General features: G+C 67.4%; 15 protein-coding genes and 2 tRNA genes. 12 read left to right on the top strand and 5 right to left on the bottom strand.

Translation table 11 applies throughout. The features are described from left to right. The first annotated feature begins 343 nt into the window (after positions 1-343). From cimA to ACFWMR_RS37355, 4 genes are all read left to right on the top strand, one after another. Positions 344-1,972: a citramalate synthase gene (gene cimA / locus ACFWMR_RS37370; protein WP_378381814.1), complete on the top strand. Its 1,629-nt coding sequence runs from the start codon at positions 344-346 to the stop codon at positions 1,970-1,972. Positions 1,973-2,131: 159 nt separating this feature from the next. Next, positions 2,132-2,350, top strand: a complete 219-nt coding sequence (locus ACFWMR_RS37365) for a DUF397 domain-containing protein (protein WP_378381813.1) — start codon at positions 2,132-2,134, stop codon at positions 2,348-2,350. Between the two features lie 225 nt (positions 2,351-2,575). Further along, a complete protein-coding gene (locus tag ACFWMR_RS37360) occupies positions 2,576-3,442 on the top strand; it encodes a helix-turn-helix domain-containing protein (protein WP_378381812.1) in 867 nt (288 codons plus the stop codon). 266 nt (positions 3,443-3,708) lie between these two features. Further along, on the top strand, positions 3,709-5,340 hold the full coding sequence (locus ACFWMR_RS37355) for a toll/interleukin-1 receptor domain-containing protein (RefSeq protein ID WP_378381811.1): 1,632 nt from the start codon (positions 3,709-3,711) through the stop codon (positions 5,338-5,340). On the opposite strand, the gene ACFWMR_RS37350 is transcribed toward ACFWMR_RS37355, so the two are convergent. Next, the gene (locus tag ACFWMR_RS37350; RefSeq protein WP_378381810.1) at positions 5,331-7,361 is read right to left on the bottom strand and encodes a tetratricopeptide repeat protein; all 2,031 of its coding nucleotides are present in this window, start codon (positions 7,359-7,361) and stop codon (positions 5,331-5,333) included. The two genes, ACFWMR_RS37355 and ACFWMR_RS37350, sit on opposite strands and share 10 nt — an antisense overlap. 153 nt (positions 7,362-7,514) lie before the next feature. Between ACFWMR_RS37350 and ACFWMR_RS37345 the strand changes: the two genes are divergently transcribed. Next, the gene (locus ACFWMR_RS37345; protein WP_378273238.1) at positions 7,515-8,288 is read left to right on the top strand and encodes a fumarylacetoacetate hydrolase family protein; all 774 of its coding nucleotides are present in this window, start codon (positions 7,515-7,517) and stop codon (positions 8,286-8,288) included. Between the two features lie 66 nt (positions 8,289-8,354). On the opposite strand, the gene ACFWMR_RS37340 is transcribed toward ACFWMR_RS37345, so the two are convergent. Further along, positions 8,355-9,593, bottom strand: coding sequence for an FAD-dependent oxidoreductase (locus tag ACFWMR_RS37340; protein ID WP_378381809.1), 1,239 nt, complete (start codon positions 9,591-9,593; stop codon positions 8,355-8,357). A gap of 543 nt (positions 9,594-10,136) precedes the next feature. On the opposite strand from ACFWMR_RS37340, the gene ACFWMR_RS37335 reads away from it, so the two are divergent. From ACFWMR_RS37335 to ACFWMR_RS37325, 3 genes are all read left to right on the top strand, one after another. Continuing rightward, positions 10,137-10,871: an HAD family hydrolase gene (locus ACFWMR_RS37335; RefSeq protein ID WP_167406221.1), complete on the top strand. Its 735-nt coding sequence runs from the start codon at positions 10,137-10,139 to the stop codon at positions 10,869-10,871. 51 nt (positions 10,872-10,922) lie between these two features. Then, a tRNA-Gln gene (locus tag ACFWMR_RS37330) sits at positions 10,923-10,994 on the top strand. A gap of 132 nt (positions 10,995-11,126) precedes the next feature. Beyond that, positions 11,127-11,199, top strand: a tRNA-Glu gene (locus ACFWMR_RS37325). A gap of 14 nt (positions 11,200-11,213) precedes the next feature. On the opposite strand, the gene ACFWMR_RS37320 is transcribed toward ACFWMR_RS37325, so the two are convergent. Then, positions 11,214-11,522 carry a hypothetical protein gene (locus ACFWMR_RS37320; protein ID WP_378381808.1) on the bottom strand — a complete coding sequence of 103 codons (309 nt, stop codon included), beginning with the start codon at positions 11,520-11,522 and terminating at the stop codon, positions 11,214-11,216. A gap of 172 nt (positions 11,523-11,694) precedes the next feature. On the opposite strand from ACFWMR_RS37320, the gene ACFWMR_RS37315 reads away from it, so the two are divergent. The 3 genes from ACFWMR_RS37315 to ACFWMR_RS37305 all read left to right on the top strand — a co-directional run bounded on the left by ACFWMR_RS37315 (position 11,695) and on the right by ACFWMR_RS37305 (position 13,899). Then, on the top strand, positions 11,695-12,012 hold the full coding sequence (locus ACFWMR_RS37315) for a hypothetical protein (protein ID WP_378381807.1): 318 nt from the start codon (positions 11,695-11,697) through the stop codon (positions 12,010-12,012). A 383-nt stretch (positions 12,013-12,395) separates the two neighbouring features. After that, positions 12,396-12,668, top strand: a complete 273-nt coding sequence (locus ACFWMR_RS37310; protein WP_093935567.1) for a hypothetical protein — start codon at positions 12,396-12,398, stop codon at positions 12,666-12,668. A gap of 229 nt (positions 12,669-12,897) precedes the next feature. Beyond that, positions 12,898-13,899, top strand: a complete 1,002-nt coding sequence (locus ACFWMR_RS37305; protein WP_093935568.1) for a ferritin-like domain-containing protein — start codon at positions 12,898-12,900, stop codon at positions 13,897-13,899. 79 nt (positions 13,900-13,978) lie between these two features. On the opposite strand, the gene ACFWMR_RS37300 is transcribed toward ACFWMR_RS37305, so the two are convergent. Both ACFWMR_RS37300 and ACFWMR_RS37295 read right to left on the bottom strand, forming a co-directional pair. Further along, positions 13,979-14,437: an ATP-binding protein gene (locus tag ACFWMR_RS37300; protein ID WP_378381806.1), complete on the bottom strand. Its 459-nt coding sequence runs from the start codon at positions 14,435-14,437 to the stop codon at positions 13,979-13,981. Between the two features lie 142 nt (positions 14,438-14,579). Further along, positions 14,580-15,488 (bottom strand): IniB N-terminal domain-containing protein, encoded by a 909-nt coding sequence (locus ACFWMR_RS37295; protein ID WP_378381805.1) that lies wholly within the window; start codon positions 15,486-15,488, stop codon positions 14,580-14,582. A 220-nt stretch (positions 15,489-15,708) separates the two neighbouring features. On the opposite strand from ACFWMR_RS37295, the gene ACFWMR_RS37290 reads away from it, so the two are divergent. After that, on the top strand, positions 15,709-17,599 hold a 1,891-nt coding region (locus tag ACFWMR_RS37290), incomplete at its 3' end, for a helix-turn-helix transcriptional regulator (protein WP_378381804.1).

The following is a 17,599-nucleotide window of genomic DNA, read 5'->3' as shown; positions in this document are numbered from 1 at the left end:
ATCAGGCACGGGACTCGGTGTTCCGCCCCTGATCACGCGAGTCCCGGCCCCGATCACGTGAGTCACGTCTCCAAGCACGCGAGTCCCGTGTCTGATCACGCGAGAGTCGGTTCGCGCCACCTGGCACCTTCAGTCCTCCCAGAAAGTGGGAACTCTCGCCCGGCTTGTGGACGCCCGGGGAGAGCGTGTGCCATGATGCGTCCGTGACCTCCTGCACCATCATTATCGCCGAGCGCGCCGGATAACAGCTCCACAAGAGCCCCCGGCGCGCAACCTCTCGCACCCATGCGGGAGGTTTTTTTGTTGCCTGAACCAGTTTCACCACCACCACGAGGAGTTCCCCGTGACCCGCAAGGAGCCCGCCGATACACCGCTCGGCGACGCTTTCCACCTGTACGACACGACGTTGCGCGACGGCGCGCAGCGCGAGGGGATCTCCTACTCCGTCACGGACAAACTGGCGGTGGCGAGGCTGCTCGACGATCTCGGGGTCGGGTTCATCGAAGGCGGATGGCCGGGCGCGCTGCCCAAGGACACGGAATTCTTCTCCCGCGCCGCTTCGGGTGAATTGAAACTGAACCACGCTGCCCTCGTCGCCTTCGGCGCGACGCGGAAAGCGGGAACCACCGCGGACCAGGACAAGCAGGTGCGGGCCCTGCTCGATTCCCAGGCCCCGGTGATCACGCTGGTGGCCAAATCGGATCTCCGTCACATCGAGCGCGCGCTGCGGGTCGACGTCGACGAGGCGTGCGAGATGGTGCGCGACACCGTCGCTTTCCTCGTCGGCGAAGGACGTCGCGTATTCCTTGACGCGGAACACTTTTTCGATGGCTACGCGTTCTCCCCGGACACCGCCCTGAAGGTGCTCGACGCGGGAATGAACGCGGGCGCCGACGTCGCCGTGCTGTGCGACACCAACGGCGGCCAGCTGCCGCTCGGCCTCGCGGAAACCGTCCGCGAGGTCAAGGAAAGGACCGGATTCCGGCTCGGAATCCATTGTCAGGACGACACTTCCTGCGCGGTGGCGAACTCCGTCGCCGCCGTGCAGGCCGGCGTGACGCACGTCCAGTGCACCGCCAATGGTTACGGCGAACGGGCGGGTAACGCCGATCTGTTCGCCGTGACCGGGAATCTGGTGACCAAGCTCGGAATGGAGGTCCTCCCGACCGGAGGCGCCGCCGAGCTCACCCGGGTCTCCCATGCCCTTGCCGAAATCGCCAACCTCGCCCCCTACACCCACCAGGCTTACGTAGGGGCGTCGGCCTTCGCCCACAAGGCGGGACTGCACGCGAGCGCGATCAAGGTGGATCCGTTGCTGTACAACCACATCGATCCAGCTTCTGTCGGCAATGACATGCGGGTACTGGTCACCGAGATGGCCGGCAGGGCCAGCCTGGAGCTCAAGGGACGTGAGCTCGGGGTCGACCTTGCCGGCCAGCCCGAGGCGCTGACGAGCGCCGTCCGCAAGGTGAAGCGGCTCGAATCCGAAGGCTGGTCCTTCGAGGCCGCGGACGCTTCACTGGAACTGCTCCTGCGGCGGGAGGTCGACGGCCCGCAGAGCGACGTCCTCGACGAACCGCCGTTCGAACTCGAGTCGTACCGGGTCGTCCTGGACCACCGCTCCGACGGCCAGGTCGTCTCCGAGGCGACGGTGAAAGTGCACGTCGGCGGGCAGCGCGTGATCGCGACCGCCGAGGGCAACGGCCCGGTGCACGCGCTCGACGCCGCGCTGCGCGAGGCGCTCAGCCCGCATCTGTCCTGGTTGGACAGTGTGGAGCTGGCCGACTACAAGGTGCGGATCCTGCCCGGCCATCCGGGCACCGACGCCGTCACGCGCGTGCTCGTCGAGACCAGCGACGGCGAGCGGGAATGGACCACCGTCGGCGTGCACGGCAACATCGTCGAAGCGAGCTGGCTCGCGCTGTGCGACGCGCTCGTGCACAAGTCTCTTTCCGAGACCGGGAAACCCTGACGCAGCACGCGATCGAACGACGGCGGTAGGTGAAAATCCGCCTGTCGGCGGTGTTTGGCGGTCGCACCCCGCCGCTAGCCTGAACAGTGGCCTGCAAGGGGACAGGTGTCGTCTCGCCTGCGACCGGTCGAGCGTGCCTGCCGAGGATCGGGGGCACGTGTGGCGAGGCGAGATGACCGGCTGCCGAGGGAAACCGACTTCACCCGGCTGAAGTGGGTCAAGAGTTCGCAGAGCACCAATGGGGACAAAGCGAACTGCGTCGAGGTCTCGGGCACACCTGCGGCCATCCTCATCCGTGACTCGAAGGTGCCTTCCGTCGCTCTCGGGTTCACTTTCGCTGCCTGGAAGGCCTTCCTGGAGCACTCTCGGGATCACTGAACAATTCACCCGATTAACCTGTTGCTGGATCAAATTATTGCGATATGCCGCGTTTGCTGTGCCTGAAAAATCGGAAATCGCACTTTCGGGCTATGGCTTGCGGGTTTGCACAGTGCTGTCTGGCTTAAGGCCAGGTTGAGTTCTGCACTTGTCAAGATGATTGCAAGCATCCTTGCTACTATCATTCTGCCACGTGGCAGAGTGACAGAATCGGGGAGGATGTAGATGACGAGGGCCCAGACTCCGGTGAACAGCCAGAGGCGCTTGCTGGCTGCTGTTCGGGAGGCCCGCGACGCGCTGAGGCTGACCCAGAAAGAGGTCGCGGACGCCCTCGACTGGTCGGTGTCGAAGCTCATTCGCATCGAGAACGGCTCGGTCGGCCTTTCCACGACCGATTTGAAGGCTCTGCTCCTGCACTACGGCATCACCGACCGCGACCGGGTCGAGACCTATGTGCGCTTGGCGAAGGAGAGCAAGCAGCCCGGCTGGTGGGACGAGTACCGGCGGACCTTCAAACCGGAGTTCGTCCGGTTCCTGGGCCTGGAGGCCTCGGCGGTGCTCATCCGGCAGTTCCACCTGCTCCTCGTACCCGGCCTGCTTCAAGTACCCGAGTACATCCGATCGCTCATGGTGAAGGGGCGGAACACGCCCGAGGAGATCGAGCGGGGTATCGAGGTGCGCCTCACCCGGCAAGGACGCCTGCGCGACGAGGAGTTCCAGCACTTCTTCATCCTGGACGAGTCGGTTCTGTACCGGCGGGTCACCGACGACGCCGGATGGCGGTCCCAGCTCGCGCACCTGCGGGAAATGGCCAAACTGCCCAATGTGACCTTGCGGATCGTCCCGTTCAAGGCCGGGTACCTGCCCGGGATGCGGAGTTCGTTCGAGCTCCTGGAGCTGTCCGATCAGGAGAACGACTATTTCGTGACGGTCGAGCAGCCCGCCGGTGACGTCTACTTCGACGAGGCCGTCGGAGCCGACAAAGGCGCGGAGTATCTGGAGATCTTCTACCGGCTCGAAGAGGTCGCGTTGCCGCCCGAGGAGACCCCGCGGGTGATCGACAAGGCGCTGGCAAGGCTGGAGGAAGAATGAGATAGCCCGCTGTGAAAAGGGCGGCTTCTGCTGGCACAGAAGCCGCCCGAGTGGCAATACCCACAGGACTCACCGTGTCGCGAGGCGTGGACGTACTGCCGGATCGCCAGCATACGACCTCATCGCCTCCTGAGGCTGCCCCCGTCCCGGTGGCCGTCGTCGTTCACCTGTCCGAGGGGCAGGCGCCCGGCGACGGCGGACCAGGGGCCGCGAATGCCTTGTCCGACGAAGCTGCAGGATGCACGCTTCGTGCCTGGAGGATCCATATGAGGGTCTTTATCAGCTACGCCCACGACACCCAGGGCAGGAAGGTCGCTCAAGCGCTGGCCGATGCCCTGCGGAAGCGCGGGGTCGACGTTCTCTGGGACCGTGACCTCCCCGAGGGGAATCCGGTCTCCCTGCCGGAGTGGATCGTCACGTCCGTGACGGCCTATCCGGTGCTTTGCGTCTTGTCGCCCGACTACGTGCTCCGCTTCGGCGCGGGCGACGGCACGGCCGCCCGCAAGGGCACCCTGTTCGAAAGCCGTGTTCTTCAGCGCCGGATCTACGACCACACGGATCCGGGTGGCTGCCCGGTCATCCCGGTCGCCGGTCTCGGCTTCTCCGCCGACCTCGCCCCGGTCGTGCTGAAGAACCTGGTGATCTCACGGTTCGACGCGGAGACCGAGGACGGCCTGGAGCAGATCGTCCGCCGCTTGCTCGCACTGCGGCCCGCACCTGTCCCGGCAGGGCCGATCGCCGCGTCGGTTCAGGTCAGCGGGGAAATGACGCTCGTGCAGGATCTCGAAGCGGTCGCGCCGACCTCGGCCATCGGCCCCGCACTGGTCCACGACTGGCTCGCCGCCGTGCCCGGGCTCGACCGGGCCGCGCTGCTCCGGGCCTTGCCCGCGGTCGAGCGGATCATCAAGGCGGCAGGCGACACGGAGGCGATGCGCCAGATGACCGACTGCTGCCTCCGTGCCCTGCCGGACCGTTCCCCGGCGGCAGGCGACCGGCGGGCCCGGGCCTGGCTCCTCATCCGGTGCCAGGCGTGGCATCTCCACCGCAGGCACGAACTGACGGCCGCCGTGTCCACTGTGGACGAAGGCATTCGGCTGGCCAAGGAATGCGGCGACGGCGGGCTGGTCGCCTCCGGGAAACGGCTGCTGGCGACGCTGCACTGCGAGCTGGCCGAGGTCTCCTCGCCCTACGCGCGCAGGCACCATCTGGCCCTGGCGGTCGAGAACGCGAGGGCGGCGAGCGCGATGTTCGACGCGCTGGATCCCGCCGGGGACGAGTACGGGGCTTGCCGGAACGTCCTGGCGGGAATCTGGTTCACCCGATACCGGCTGGACAGGCGGCGCTCGGCGCTGAAGCTGGCGAACAAACTGGCCGCGCAGGCGGTCGGCTATCTGCCGAAGGACAGGGCCCGCGAGTACCACGAACTGGTGATCCTGCGGGCGCGGATCTGCATCGCCCGCGGTGAACTCCCAAGAGCGAGGGGACTGATCGACAAGGCGCTCGCGTCGCTGGCGGACCACGCCGGTGACGGCGCGTCCTACACGGAGCTTCTGGGAGCCGCGCATCTGGCGCGGGCCGAGTTGAGGCTCAAGGAGAACGGTCGCGACGCCCTGGTGAACGCGGCGAGGGAAGTCAGTCTCGCGCTGGGGTTCTTCGACGAGATCTCGCTGCCTTACGCGTCCGCGACCTGCCGATGGCTCTTGGCCAAGCTGGTGCCGGAGACGGCGGGCGTCGAACGTGGAGACGTCCGTATCTGCGAGCGTCTGTTCGCCGATTCCCGCGTCCGGCTGCTCGGGCTGGAGGAGCGGAGCCGCCGTATCGGGGAATGCGTCGGCGGTCGCTGGACCCGGCGGACCGAATGGAAGGAGATCGCCCGCAAACTCCACAGTCAGGTGTGAAGGGCCGCCAACCGGCCCCGGATCCGCTCGGCTTCGGGAAGGCGGTGCTGGGCGACGTAAAGCTCATACGTTCGCTGGAAGTGCTCCGTCGCTTCGTCGAGCCTGCCGCTGGAGAACTGCGCTTCCGCGAGGTGTTCGGTCACCTCCGCGGCGAAGAACCTGTTGTCCTGCCCGAGGGTCAGTTCCAGTGCGCGTGAGTAGGAGCGCTCGGCCTCCAGGGGAAGCCCGGCGCTCCGGGCGATGGAGCCGAGATTGTCCAAGGTGACCGCCGCGCCGCTGCCGTTGCCGTGTTTTTCGTGCAGGGAAAGGGCTTTCGTCGCGTACTCGCGCGCACGTTCATGATCGCCCGCTTCGGTGTGACGCCGGGCGAGCGCGTTCAAGGCGTGGGCCTCGCCGATCTGGTTTCCGGCCCGGCGGTACAACTCGAGCGCCTGTTCCGAGTGCCACCGGCTGTTCCGCCGATCCGCGCGGTCCGCGTGCGCACGGGCGAGATCGTGGTGGGTATGGGCCTGTTCCTCGGGGCCCGTCGCCAGCACGAGGGCACGGGAAAGCCAGGTGAGTGCTTCGTCGAGCAGGCCCGCGCGAGTGCACGCCCGCCCCAGTTGCCGTTGCGCGAGCACGCTCATGACAGGTGAGCCGAGGCGCTCCGCCGCGTCGGCACCGAGCCGCGAGGTCTCGACGTTGTCATGGATCAAGCCCTGTCTGTACTGGTAGGTGTCCAGCGCACGGGCGAACCACCACACCTGCGCCGGCAGGTTTTCGGCGGCGGCGAGCCGTTGTACGGCGCACAGGGTTCGGTGTTCCGCGCCGAGCCACTCCATCGCGGCCGCTTCACCGGCGAATTCGAGCGGTTTGACCCCGCTTTCGGCGATCGGGGGTGCCACTCCGGCGCGGTGTGGGTACAGCAGCCGATCGGCGTGTAACGCGGTCAGCAGGTAGAAGTCGGCGATGCGCCGCCTCGCCGCGATGAGCTCGCCCGGCGCGTCGACATGCTCCGCGAGTTCGCCCGCGTAGCGGTGCACGAGGTCGTGCATCCGGTAGCGCTTCGGCGAATGCTGGCGCAGAAGGCTTTTGAGGTCCAGGGACCTGAGGAGGGCGGTCGTCCGCGCGCTGCTCAGCGCCAGCAGGCTCCCCGCGGCGGCCTCGTCGAACTCGGGCAGGGGGAGGAGGCCGAGCAGCCGGAATCCGCCGGCGTCGTCGAGCCCCAGGCCGCGGTACGACCAGGAAAGAACGGTCCGCAGGTCGGCCGATCCGTCACCGGCATCGAAGGCATCCAGACCGTCGCCACTGCTCCGCAGTTCTTCGGCGGTCACGGACAAGGGGAGTCCGGGTCTGCTCGCCGCGCGTGCCGCGATCAACGACACGGCCAGCGGCAGCCCCGAGGATCGGGCGAGCAGGAGGTCCGCGGCCTCCGGTTCGGCGGCCACTTTCTCGGCCCCGAGCTGCCGGATCAGCAGGTCCCGGGCCTCCGCCGCCGACAGCACGTCGAGCCGGACGGACGTCGCCCCGCGCAGCCGGAGTCCGGCCAGATTCGCCCTGCTGGTCACCAGGACGGCGCAGGAACGCGTGCCGGGCAGCAGCGGCGCCACCTGCGGCAGGTCAGCGGCGTTGTCGAGGACGACGAGTACCCGTTTCCCGGCCAGCACACTGCGATACAGCGCCGCGGCGGACTGTTCGCCTGCCGGGAGGGCTCCGGGCGCGGTCCCCAAGGCCATGAGGAAGGAGTGCAGCACGGACAGCGGGGACGGCGGCTCGGACGGCCGGTCGAAGCCGCCCAGATCGGTGTAGAGCTGGCCGTCGGGGAACCGGTCGAGGTGCTGGTGCGCCCAGTGCAGCGCGAGTGCCGTCTTCCCCACACCGCCCGGCCCGCCGATGACCACCACGGACGCCGGATCGGCTCGCGGGTCCAGCGTCTCGGTCAGGACCGTGGTCTCGGCCTGGCGGCCGATGAGCCACGGCGAGGGAAGGGGCAGCTGGCGCGGGACGATCCTCGGATCCGGGGGATACGCGTCGACCTTCATCTCGCGGCCTTCCCCTCGCCCGCCGTGCGTCGTCCTGGTCTCCGATGGTCGCGCTTGCCTCGCGGGCACACAGCGCCTGGACGGGTGCACTTCGGCGGCTTTCGGTGTATCCGCGCGGACCCGCTCGTGATCGGCACACGTAAGGTGGACGGCGTGCGTCTAGCCCGAATTGCTCATCCCGGTGGTGTCGCGTTCGCTTCGATCGAAGGGGACGGCGACGACGCCCAGGTACTGGAAATCGCCGAGCACCCCTTCGGCAACAACCCCAACTTCACCGGCAAACGCTGGCCGCTGGCCGACGTCCGCCTGCTCGCACCGATCCTGCCGTCGAAGGTGATCGCGGTCGGCCGGAACTACGCGAAGCACGCGGCCGAGTTCGGCAACGAGATCCCGACGGACCCGATGCTGTTCATCAAGCCGTCGACCACGGTGGTCGGCCCGAACGTGCCGATCCGCCGCCCGCGCGGCGTCGGCCGCGTCGACTTCGAGGGTGAGCTGGCGATCGTCATCGGCCAGCCGGTCAAGAACGTGCCCGCCGCCCGCGCGGCGAGCGCGATCCTCGGCTACACCGTGGCGAACGACGTCAGCGCGCGTGACCTGCAGAAGTCCGACGGTCAGTGGGGCAGGGCGAAGGGGTTCGACACCTTCTGCCCGCTGGGCCCGTGGATCGAGACCTCGCTCGACCCGGCCGATCTCGCGCTCAAGTCCGAGGTGGACGGTGTGCTCAAGCAGGACGGCCGGACGTCGGACCTGGTGCACAAGATCCCCGAGCTGGTCGAGTTCGTGTCCGGCGTGATGACCCTGCTGCCCGGCGACGTCATCCTGACCGGCACCCCCGAGGGCGTCGGCCCGATCGAAGACGGCCAGTCGGTCTCGATCACCATCGAAGGCATCGGCACCCTGACCAACCCGGTCCAGGACGTCTGACGCGTGCCATGAAAGGTCCTTTCCTTGCAAAATTTGCGAGGAAAGGACCTTTCCTAGCGTTCGGGGTCAGTCACCGGCCGGTTCCATCGCCCGCCGCGCGAAGGCCGGCGCGTGCTCGGGCCGCAGCCCCAGGCCCAGCAGCCGTGCCGGGAAATAGGACAGCACCGGGAAGCGGCTGAACAGCTTCACCATCACCGGGGGCGGGCCGTTGCGCTTGCCTTCCATGACCGGCCGCATGATGTTCTTGTGCAGCAGCCGTTGCAACCCCTGCACCAGCATCGTGGGCGCGAGACGGCGTTTGCGGACCTTCGCCAGGTCCGCCACCGACGGCCTGCCCTTCCGCAGCGGCTCCGCGAGGAGGGTGGCGGCCGCGACCGCGTCCTGCACCGCGAGGTTGATGCCGACCCCGCCGACCGGTGACATCGCGTGCGCCGCGTCACCGACGCACAGCAGCCCGTCGAGGTGCCACTTCCGCAGCAGGTTCATCTTGACGTCGAGGAACTTGACGTCGTCGGTCGTTTTCAGCTCATCCACGCGATCCGCGAACTCGGGGCAGACCTCGGCCACGCTCTCCCGGAACCATTCGATGCCCTTGGTGCGCAGGTCGTCGCCCTTCGGGCCCAGGTAGGCGACCTGGAAATAGCCCTTGCGCGGCAGCGGCACGGCGAAGCGGCGATTCCGCATCTTCGGCGTCAGCCTGCCTTCGAGTTCGCCGTCCTCGCGCGAGATCCGGAACCACCACGCGTCGAACGGGGTGTCGTACTCCTTCGGGATCAGCCCGGCCTCGCGCCGGGCCAGCGACCAGCGGCCGTCGGCGGCGATCACCAGGTCGGCGCGCAGTTCGCCGGTGGTGCCCTCGGCGGTGCGGTAGCGGACCCCGCTCACCCGCCCCTGTTCCATGATCAGCCCGGTCATCTCGGTGCTCTGCCGCAGCGTGAACGTGGGTTCCTTCGCGCCGGCGTCGGCGAGCAGGTCCAGGAAATCCCACTGCGGGACCATCGCGATGTACGGATGCGCCACCTTCAGCCTGCTCAGGTCGGCCAGGCGCATCATCGTGCCGTCCTCGGCGGGGAAGCCCGCGTAGGAGATCTCGCTGTGCGGCAGGCTGAGGAACTTTTCACCGAGGCCCAGCTCGTCGAGCAACGTCAACGTCGACGGGTGCACGGTGTCGCCGCGGAAGTCCCTCAGGAAGTCCTTGTGCTTCTCCAGCACCGTGACCTCGACACCGGCTCTGGCCAGCAGCAACCCGGCGACCATCCCCGCGGGGCCACCGCCGACGACCACGCAGTTCGTGCGTTCGTTCATCCGTCCCACCCCTTCGAAAACCCTTATTCATCACTTGTTGAATAAGGTCAGCATGCACCCGCCCGACCGGCGCGTCAAGCGCCATCCGGGGGGATACGCTGATCGGGCTATGGCCCGGATCTCACCGGTTCGCGTGCTCCCCGGCGGCCGGAAAACACCGTCCAAAAAGGACTCGATTGTCCATGAAGGACAGCGGGCGCGAAGGGGTCCTTGTGGACGGTCGGCACCTTAAGGACGGCAAGGATTTCCGGTGTCGTCACAGGGTGTGCGCGCGCCGAATCGGATCGGGTGCCAGGTATCGACATTTCACCCGGCCGGTCGCGTTAGCCGTTGCCCGGTAACTAAAACACGTCATCTCATCAACTGGGAGTAGAGTGCCCGCGCCGGAACAGAGCAGGCTTTATCACCTCATCGGCAGAGTCGCGATCGCGCTGGGTGCCCTAGCCTCACTTGGTGGATTTCGCTCTCGTGCCCCGGACCTCGTCACGAACCACGCCGGACGCTCCCGACGGAGCCCCCTGGGAGCCCCCGGAGTTACGGTTGGTGTGCCTCGACATCGATGACACGTTGATCGACTGCACGGCCGCGATCCGGCTCAGCCTTCGGGCGCTCACCGGCCAGAACGACCTTTGGCCCTTGTGGGATCTCATCACCGAAGAGCACGTCGCGCTGGTGGTCGCGGGCGAAATCGATTACGCGACCATGCATCACAAGCGTACTGAATGTTTCCTCGCCGAGATCGGCATTCTCGCCGACGAAGAGCAGGTCAGCGGCTTCGAAAGACGCCGTCGTGAAATCCTCACCCGTTCGTGGCAATTGTTTGAAGATGTCCTCCCTTGCCTGGAATGGCTGCGGGCCGCCGGTGTCCTCGTCGCGGCCGTCACGAACGCCTCGGGCACGCATCAGCGCAAGAAGATCGCCGATCTCGGCCTCGCCCGCTTCTTCGATCACGTGGCCATCGCCGGTGAACTCGGAGTAGCCAAACCGGACCCGGCGATGTTCCACTCGGTCTGCCTCGGCCTCGGCTGCGATCCCGCGCAGGCCGTCCACGTCGGCGACAAACTCGACACCGACGCCATCGGCGCCCGCGACGCCGGCCTGGGCGCCGTCTGGCTCGACCGGGACGGCATCGCCGAGCGCGCCCCAGCGGGCGTCCACACGATCTCCGGCCTCGACGAGCTCCCTGAGCTGCTCGTTTCCGAGTTCGCGAAGCTCGGTGTCCCGGCCCAGCGCGCTACTGAGACCCCCGCTTTCACGGTGCGGAACAGCGTGCTCTAGTATTTCTTCTCGTGCGGTGCTGAGCCGGTCAAGATCGGAACGGCACTTCACTGGGGTATGGTGTAATTGGCAGCACGACTGGTTCTGGTCCAGTTAGTCTAGGTTCGAGTCCTGGTACCCCAGCTGGAGAACTCTCCGGAGTGAAACACAGAGTGACCCCCCTGCGAAGGCGGGAAACCCGGTCTGGTAAGTTTCTCCACAGCAACACAGCAGGTGAACAACTGAAAAACCTCCTCTCGCAGGAGGAAGATCCTAGCCCCCGTCGTCTAGCGGCCTAGGACGCCGGCCTCTCACGCCGGTAGCGTGGGTTCGAATCCCATCGGGGGTACGTACAGCTTCCACTCAAAAAGTCTCGACCGGTTTGGTCGGGACTTTTTGCATTTCGGTGGAGGTCATCGCGTCGCTGATCCTTTCTCCTGCTTCCGCAATCGCGGGCACCTGATCTGGTGGCAGTTTAACCCCGATCGTCACTTCGTCGCCGCGGCCGTTCAAATGCACGGTGAGTTGAGTCACTTCGAAGAGCGCCTGAAGAAGGGGCTGCGGTGCTCTGGCCAAGTTGACCCGTAGACAGGGAACAGCGTCCAGGAGGCTCAGGTCCGATGGTGTGGGTGGTGCTGGAGTCTCGGTGTCTTGCGCGTCCAACTGCGCCACTTCGGCTTGAACGGTGTTCTCGCTCGCTGCCAGTTCGTTGAAACTTTGCCTCAGCGCTTTCGTGAACGGGTCGTCAGGTGCACCGTCTTGGGCTTGTCGGAGCAGGGCTTCCTAGTTTGCGTTCGATGTCGGTGAGCTGTCGTTGGAGGCGTTCTCTGTCTTCGGTGCGTGCTTGTGCGGCGCTGTCGTCCACAGTGGCCAGGTCAGCTTCCAGAATGGACGTACGGTCAGGGCCGAAGATCGTGTCGGCGAAGAAGCGGCCGACGGCGTCCAGGAGCTCGTCTTCGCGGATCCGGACCGCGGTGGGCAGATCGGCGTGTGGGTCGGCACCGCCGCAGTTGTTCTTTTGGGACCAGCCAGCAGTGTCACCGGCGCCATGAGCAGCACGGTGGTGACGTTGTCCATCACGGCGGCTCTCGCCGGAGCCGCAAACGTCGCTCCAGTCGCCTTGCTCGCGCTCCCGGTCGCCGGTAGCTTCCTGTCACCGTGATCCTGCGGAGCACTCACGCACCCGAATGGCTCACCTGGTGACGCTCGGCGTCCTCGGCTATCAGTGCAGGGACCTCACCACCTGATCCGCGCCTCCGGCGGACAGTGGTCCAGGCGGCTGCCGCCGGTCTCGGCCGAGTCCGCAGGTGCGCCGCCTTCGCCGCAGTTCCCGGCGTCAATCCCCCTTGCCTTGTATGAGGAAATCCGGCGGACCTCAGGAACGGTGCCGGTTGATTTCCTTTGGTGTCACCCACAGGGATGGTCGATCCGGCTACGGCCCACTCATCGGTTCGGTGGCCGCGAATTGTTCATGATCCGGATCAGAGCAGGACTGGTCTGACGAGGGTCGTGTTCGATGTTCGCCCGAGGAAAAGGAGCACGTTCGTGAGCACCATTCGTCGCCGCATCATCGTTGCCGCCGCCTTGCCCGCTGCGGCTTTCGCCCTTCTTCTGTCCGGCGCCGGCGCCGCTTCGGCTGCGCCCGCCGCATCCGCCGTGTCGGCGCCCGCCGACCACGACAACGGCCATGGTCACCACCATCACCACGGACTCGGCCTCAATCTGAATCTCAGCGTCTTGCTGGGCCTGCACGGTCACGGCATCGGCTGGGACGACGACGAGTGCGATGACCATGGTGGTCTTCTGGGCCTCGGCTGATCCAGCTCGATGGGGGCCTCGCGCAATGCTCGTGCGAGGCCCCCATAAGAAATGAGCCTCTGGCAAAGGGCGTCAGTCGATGTGGGGACTGGACCAAGCTGCCTGCCAGGTGGATACGAAAGCAGGCTGTCCGCGAAGTTCAGCCTTGCCGCCGGTGCCTCATGGTCCGGTGGACGGGGTACGCCCGATGTCGTGCGTAGCCAGGACACGGGCGGGAAGGAGATCGTACGTGTTTGGCAAACGCTATGCCGCATCGATGATCAACCGGAGTGCGGAGAATCAGCAGGACCGGCGCCGTTTCCTGCGTGCCGCCGGGGTGACCGGTCTGGGTGTGGTCGGTGCGGGCGCGCTGGGTGGCCTGACCGTTCCCGCCGCGTCCGCGGGGACCGTCCGGCAGGCGGCGGGAGAAGCGGCGGCCGAAGGGGTCAGCGACGGGGCGGTGCTCAATTTCGCGCTCAACCTCGAGTACCTGGAAGCCGAGTTCTATCTGCACGCCGTCACCGGTAAAGGGCTCGCCGACTCGCTCACCACGGGGACCGGCACCCGCGGCGGGGTTACCGGTGGCCGTGCCGTGAAATTCAAGACCAAGGCCGCGAAGCAGTACGCGCAGGAGATCGCCGGGGACGAGAAGGCCCATGTCGAGTTCCTGCGTACCGCGCTCGGATCTGCGGCGGTGAGCCGTCCGGCGATCGACCTGCAGTCCAGTTTCACCGCCGCCGCGCAGGCCGCGGGCCTTGTCCGGAAGGGACAGAGCTTCGACGCGTTCGCGTGCGAGGAGAACTTCCTTTTGGCGGCGTACTTGTTCGAGGACGTCGGCGTCACCGCGTACAAGGGCGCCGCGCCGCTGATCACCAACAAGACCTACCTCGAAGCCGCGGCCGGAATCCTCGCGGTGGAGGCGTACCACGCCGCGAACATCCGCTCCGCGCTTTACCAGCACTCCGGCGGGATTCTCGGGCTCGGTCTGCTCGGCCGTGACCTGCGGGAGGCCAGCGTCAAGCTGTCGAACGCCCGGGACAGTCTCGATGGAAAGACGGATCTCGACCAGGGTGTCGTGGACAACGACGGCCGGGCGAACATCGTGCCGACCGACGCCAACGGCATCGCTTACAGCCGTACTCCGGGCCAGGTCCTCAACATCGTCTATCTGAACCCGAAGGCCGTCACCTCCGGCGGGTTCTTCCCCAAGGGCGTCAACGGTGACGTGAACACCAGCGACCCGAACGGCTGATCACACGTCTGGCCGGTCCGGGTGTACTCCAGACCCGCCCGGGCCGGCCAGGCGAGTCCACAAGAGACACTCGGGTAAGTCAGCGTTCGTAGTACATCCGGGTGGGAACGAGTGCCCACACCACTTTTCCGGCTCCCTCCGGCCGGACGCCCCACTCGAGTGACAGATGTGCGACGAGAAGAAGCCCGTGATAGCCGGGAACCGATCGGCCTTCGGCCCTCGATTGCAGTTCCTCGGTGTCTGGGTCGTCGTCGGTGACCTCGATCAGGACACCGCGGGTCTGCCTGGTGATCCGGAGTTCTCCGGGAGTGGTGTATCGGTAGGCGTTGGCGACCAGTTCGTCGAGTACGAGCAGTACAGCGCCCAAAGGTTCTTTGCCGCGGCCGAATCCCAGGCAGTTGGCCACGGTCGACCGCACGCGGCGTTGTTCGGGGCGCTTCGCCAGGCTGAGGGTGATCTCCGCGGTCCAGGCGACGCGCTTGATCAGGCGGTCGAGTTCGAAGCTGATGTCATCCGGGAATTCTGAGTCCTCGCGCATCCCGCCCCCTGTCGACACCGGTCAACGGGTTTTCGGGACAGCACGGGAATCGGGCGGGCGGCGTCACTCGTTCGGTCGGCACGGGACGACACAGCGGGGCACCGGCTCGGCCGGCGCCCCGCTGTGTCGTGCTCGACGAGGATCAGTCGGTGATGTGCAGGTCGTTGCCGGAGCCGACGGTGAGGTGGCTCAGGTCGGCGGCGATGCCGCCGCCGAGGGCGCCGTTGCCGACGTTGCTGACGACGTCGTGGACGTCGTTGACCGAGCCGGCGTGCGAGCCGATGTCCCCGATGTGGTTGGTGACGTCGCCGACGTGGTTGGTGACGTTGCCGACGGCCGAGTCGTTCGCGACGTCGTCGAGGTGGGAGGTCACGCCGGACACCTTGCCGGCGATGTCGCCGACCCCGTGGGCGGTCACGTCGCCGACGGTGTGCTCCAGGCCGGTGTTCACGCCCAGCGTGCTGGTGAGGTCGCCGACGGTGGAGCCGACACCCTGGGTGCCGTCGATCGCCGAGTCGAGGCCGGAGACGTCCTGCAGCCCGGAAGTGAGGTTGCCGCCGTCGAGCGCGCCGGTGACGTCGCCACCGGTGACGTTGCCCGCGACGTCGCCCACAGCCCCGGTGACCGCGCCTACCGGGGCGACCTCCCCGCCGCCGATGTTGTCGATGTTGCCCGCGAGGTCGCCCGCCGCGGTGAACGGAGCGGCGGCGTTCTGCGTGATGGCGGTCATTCCGCCGACGGCGCCGAGCACGTTGTTCTCAGCGGTGGCGTCGCCGAGGGACAGGGTCTGGGTGAGAGCCTTGAGCTGCTCGATGGCACCGGCCTGTCCGGTGGTGATCGAGTCGAGGTCGAGGCCGTTCTCGCCACCGAGGGTGTTCGTGGGGGCGTAGTCGAGGACGAGCGGCAGGATCTCGTGCAGGTCCGCGCCCGAAATGTCGCCGAGACCGGCGTCGTTCAGCACCTGCTGCGGGTTGCTCCCGAAAGAGTCGCGAGCCGACGGGTCGTTGAGCAGGTTGAGCGTGAAGTCGTACAGGGACTGCGTGGGGTTCATCGACCAGGCTCTCTGTGGGGACTGCGGTTCCGTGGACGGACCGAAGTTAGGGCGAGTCCCGAGGCCGTGACATCGGGTGCTGCGCCTAAAGGTGATCTCGCGAACCACCGAGGGGGTCTCATCACCCGTTAGGGGATGTCATTCGGATGTGACCGGGGTCTCACTTGGCAACAGGGGGTCATGACGCCCATCTGCCGGGACCGCCGGTCTCGAAATCCTGATGGGTGACCGAATCCGGGGCACCGAGTCCAGGGAGGTGCTCAGCGTCATGGAGGAGCTGCTGCCGTCGCAGCTGAGAGACGTGCTGACCGCGATCGATGCCGACCCGCGGGCACCGGTGCGAGTTGTCCTGTCCGGGCCGCCCGGGTACGGGAAATCGACGGCTTTGGCCGCGGTCGCGCGTCACTATCGTGCTGCCGCCGTCACCGTCGTCTCCCGCGACGATTTGAGGACAGGGAAGCCGGCCGCTGATGCGGTGGTCCTGATCGATGACGCCGACACACTCGCGCCCGACGAGCAGGAGGTGTTGATCGATCTGGCGGCCGGGGTGTCCCGGCTCGTGGTCACGCATACTCCCGGCGCGGCGGGATTCGTGGCCGCGGAGCTGCTCACCTCGGTCACCCGGCACGTACGCCTGCCGGGCTGGACCGTGCAGGACGTGGCCCGGTTCGCGGGCAGGCCGCTCGGCCCCGAGCGAGCGGCGGCCGTCCAGCGCGCGACGGCCGGGGTACCGAGGCTGGTGGCTCGCTGCCTCGCCGCACCCGTCGTCGACGAGTTGATCGACGAATTACGGAGCGAGCTGGATCAGCTCGGCGAACAGGGAACGACCTACCTGATCGTGGCCGGTGTCGCGGGCGGCCGGGACATCGAACTGCTCGCGGTTGCCTTGGGCGGATCCCGAGACGATGTCTCGGCGGTCGTCGACCGGGTCCGGGGCGCGGGGTTGCTCGCCGCCGATGACACCGTGCCGCCGGTGGTGGCGCGGGCGGTGCGTGACCATGTCGGTGTCGATCGGATGCTGACCGTGCTGGTGCGGATGCTCGAAGCCCTGCTCGTCGCGGGGCAGCCGGTTCTGCCGATCGCTCGTGAGCTGCAGCGGCTCGGGGCCGGGGGAGCGGTCGTGAGGGAAGGGCTCGAAGCGGCGGCCGCCGAAGTGGTCCTGGACGACCCTGCCATCGCGGCCGACCTTTACGCGGCGGCGGCGCGGGGTGGCAGTTCACGGACGAGGCTGGCGCCTGCCTGGGCGCGGGCCGCAGTCCTGTCGGGGCGGCTCGACCTCGCGTTGCGGCTAGGTGACGAACTGCTCGGCTCGGCCGACCCCACGGCACGGCATCGTGGCGCGCTCGTGGTGGGGACGGTCATGGCCCGGCGCGGTGATCTCGCCCGCGGAGCGGAACTCCTGCGCTGGTCCGGCGAGCCTGGGGCGCTGCTGCTCGCGGACTTGGCGGGTGTCGCGCTCGGTGAAGTCGCAGCCGAAGAGCAGACCGCCGCCGGGACGCCTGTGCCGGCGTACGGGCATGTCGCCGGACGGTTGCTCGACGGGATCCGCGAGTCCGTCACCGGACGATCCGAGGCCGCGCTGACGACCTTGCTCGCCTCCGCGGACACCGCCGAGGCCACCGGTATGGCACATCTTCTGCCGGATTCCCCCGCCGCGCTCACCGCGACAGTGGCTCTGCACGCGGCCGAGTTCGATCTCGCCCACGGTGTCCTGACCCGCGCGGCCGCCAGCGAGCGGCACGAGCTTCTGCTGGGCTGGACCGCGATGCTCCGCGGCGACCTCGCCACGGCCGAAACACACCGTTCCACCGTGCAGGAGCAGGCCGGTCGGCTGCCACCGCGGGACGAGTTGTTCCTGCGCGCCCTCGAACTCGGACTGGCCCGCCGCGCCGACACTCCGGACGCGCCCCGGGGGAGCTGGGCCGGTGCGTACGAGGCGATGATGAGACAGTCGGCGGATCTGTTCTCCTTGCTGCCCTTGGGAGAACTGCTCATCGCGGCGGCACGGGTGGGTGAGGGCTTCCGGGTCGTCGCCCACCGTGAACGGGCCTTCGAACTGCTCACCCGGCTCGGCAGACCCATGTTGTGGTCGGCCTGGCTGGACTGGTCCG

The sequence above is a fragment of the Amycolatopsis thailandensis genome (genome assembly GCF_042723255.1).
Classification (GTDB): Bacteria; Actinomycetota; Actinomycetes; order Mycobacteriales; family Pseudonocardiaceae; genus Amycolatopsis; species Amycolatopsis thailandensis.
Note: the sequence above shows the minus strand (reverse complement) of the source record. Positions and strands in the feature narration are given on the sequence as shown.

Coding starts and splice junctions, on each gene's coding strand:
- ACFWMR_RS37295 (WP_378381805.1), bottom strand. CDS start 15,488: ATGAACCCCACGCAGTCCCTGTACGACTTCACGCTCAACCTGCTCAAC.
- ACFWMR_RS37355 (WP_378381811.1), top strand. CDS start 3,709: ATGAGGGTCTTTATCAGCTACGCCCACGACACCCAGGGCAGGAAGGTC.
- ACFWMR_RS37300 (WP_378381806.1), bottom strand. CDS start 14,437: ATGCGCGAGGACTCAGAATTCCCGGATGACATCAGCTTCGAACTCGAC.
- ACFWMR_RS37340 (WP_378381809.1), bottom strand. CDS start 9,593: ATGAACGAACGCACGAACTGCGTGGTCGTCGGCGGTGGCCCCGCGGGG.
- ACFWMR_RS37360 (WP_378381812.1), top strand. CDS start 2,576: ATGACGAGGGCCCAGACTCCGGTGAACAGCCAGAGGCGCTTGCTGGCT.
- ACFWMR_RS37350 (WP_378381810.1), bottom strand. CDS start 7,361: ATGAAGGTCGACGCGTATCCCCCGGATCCGAGGATCGTCCCGCGCCAG.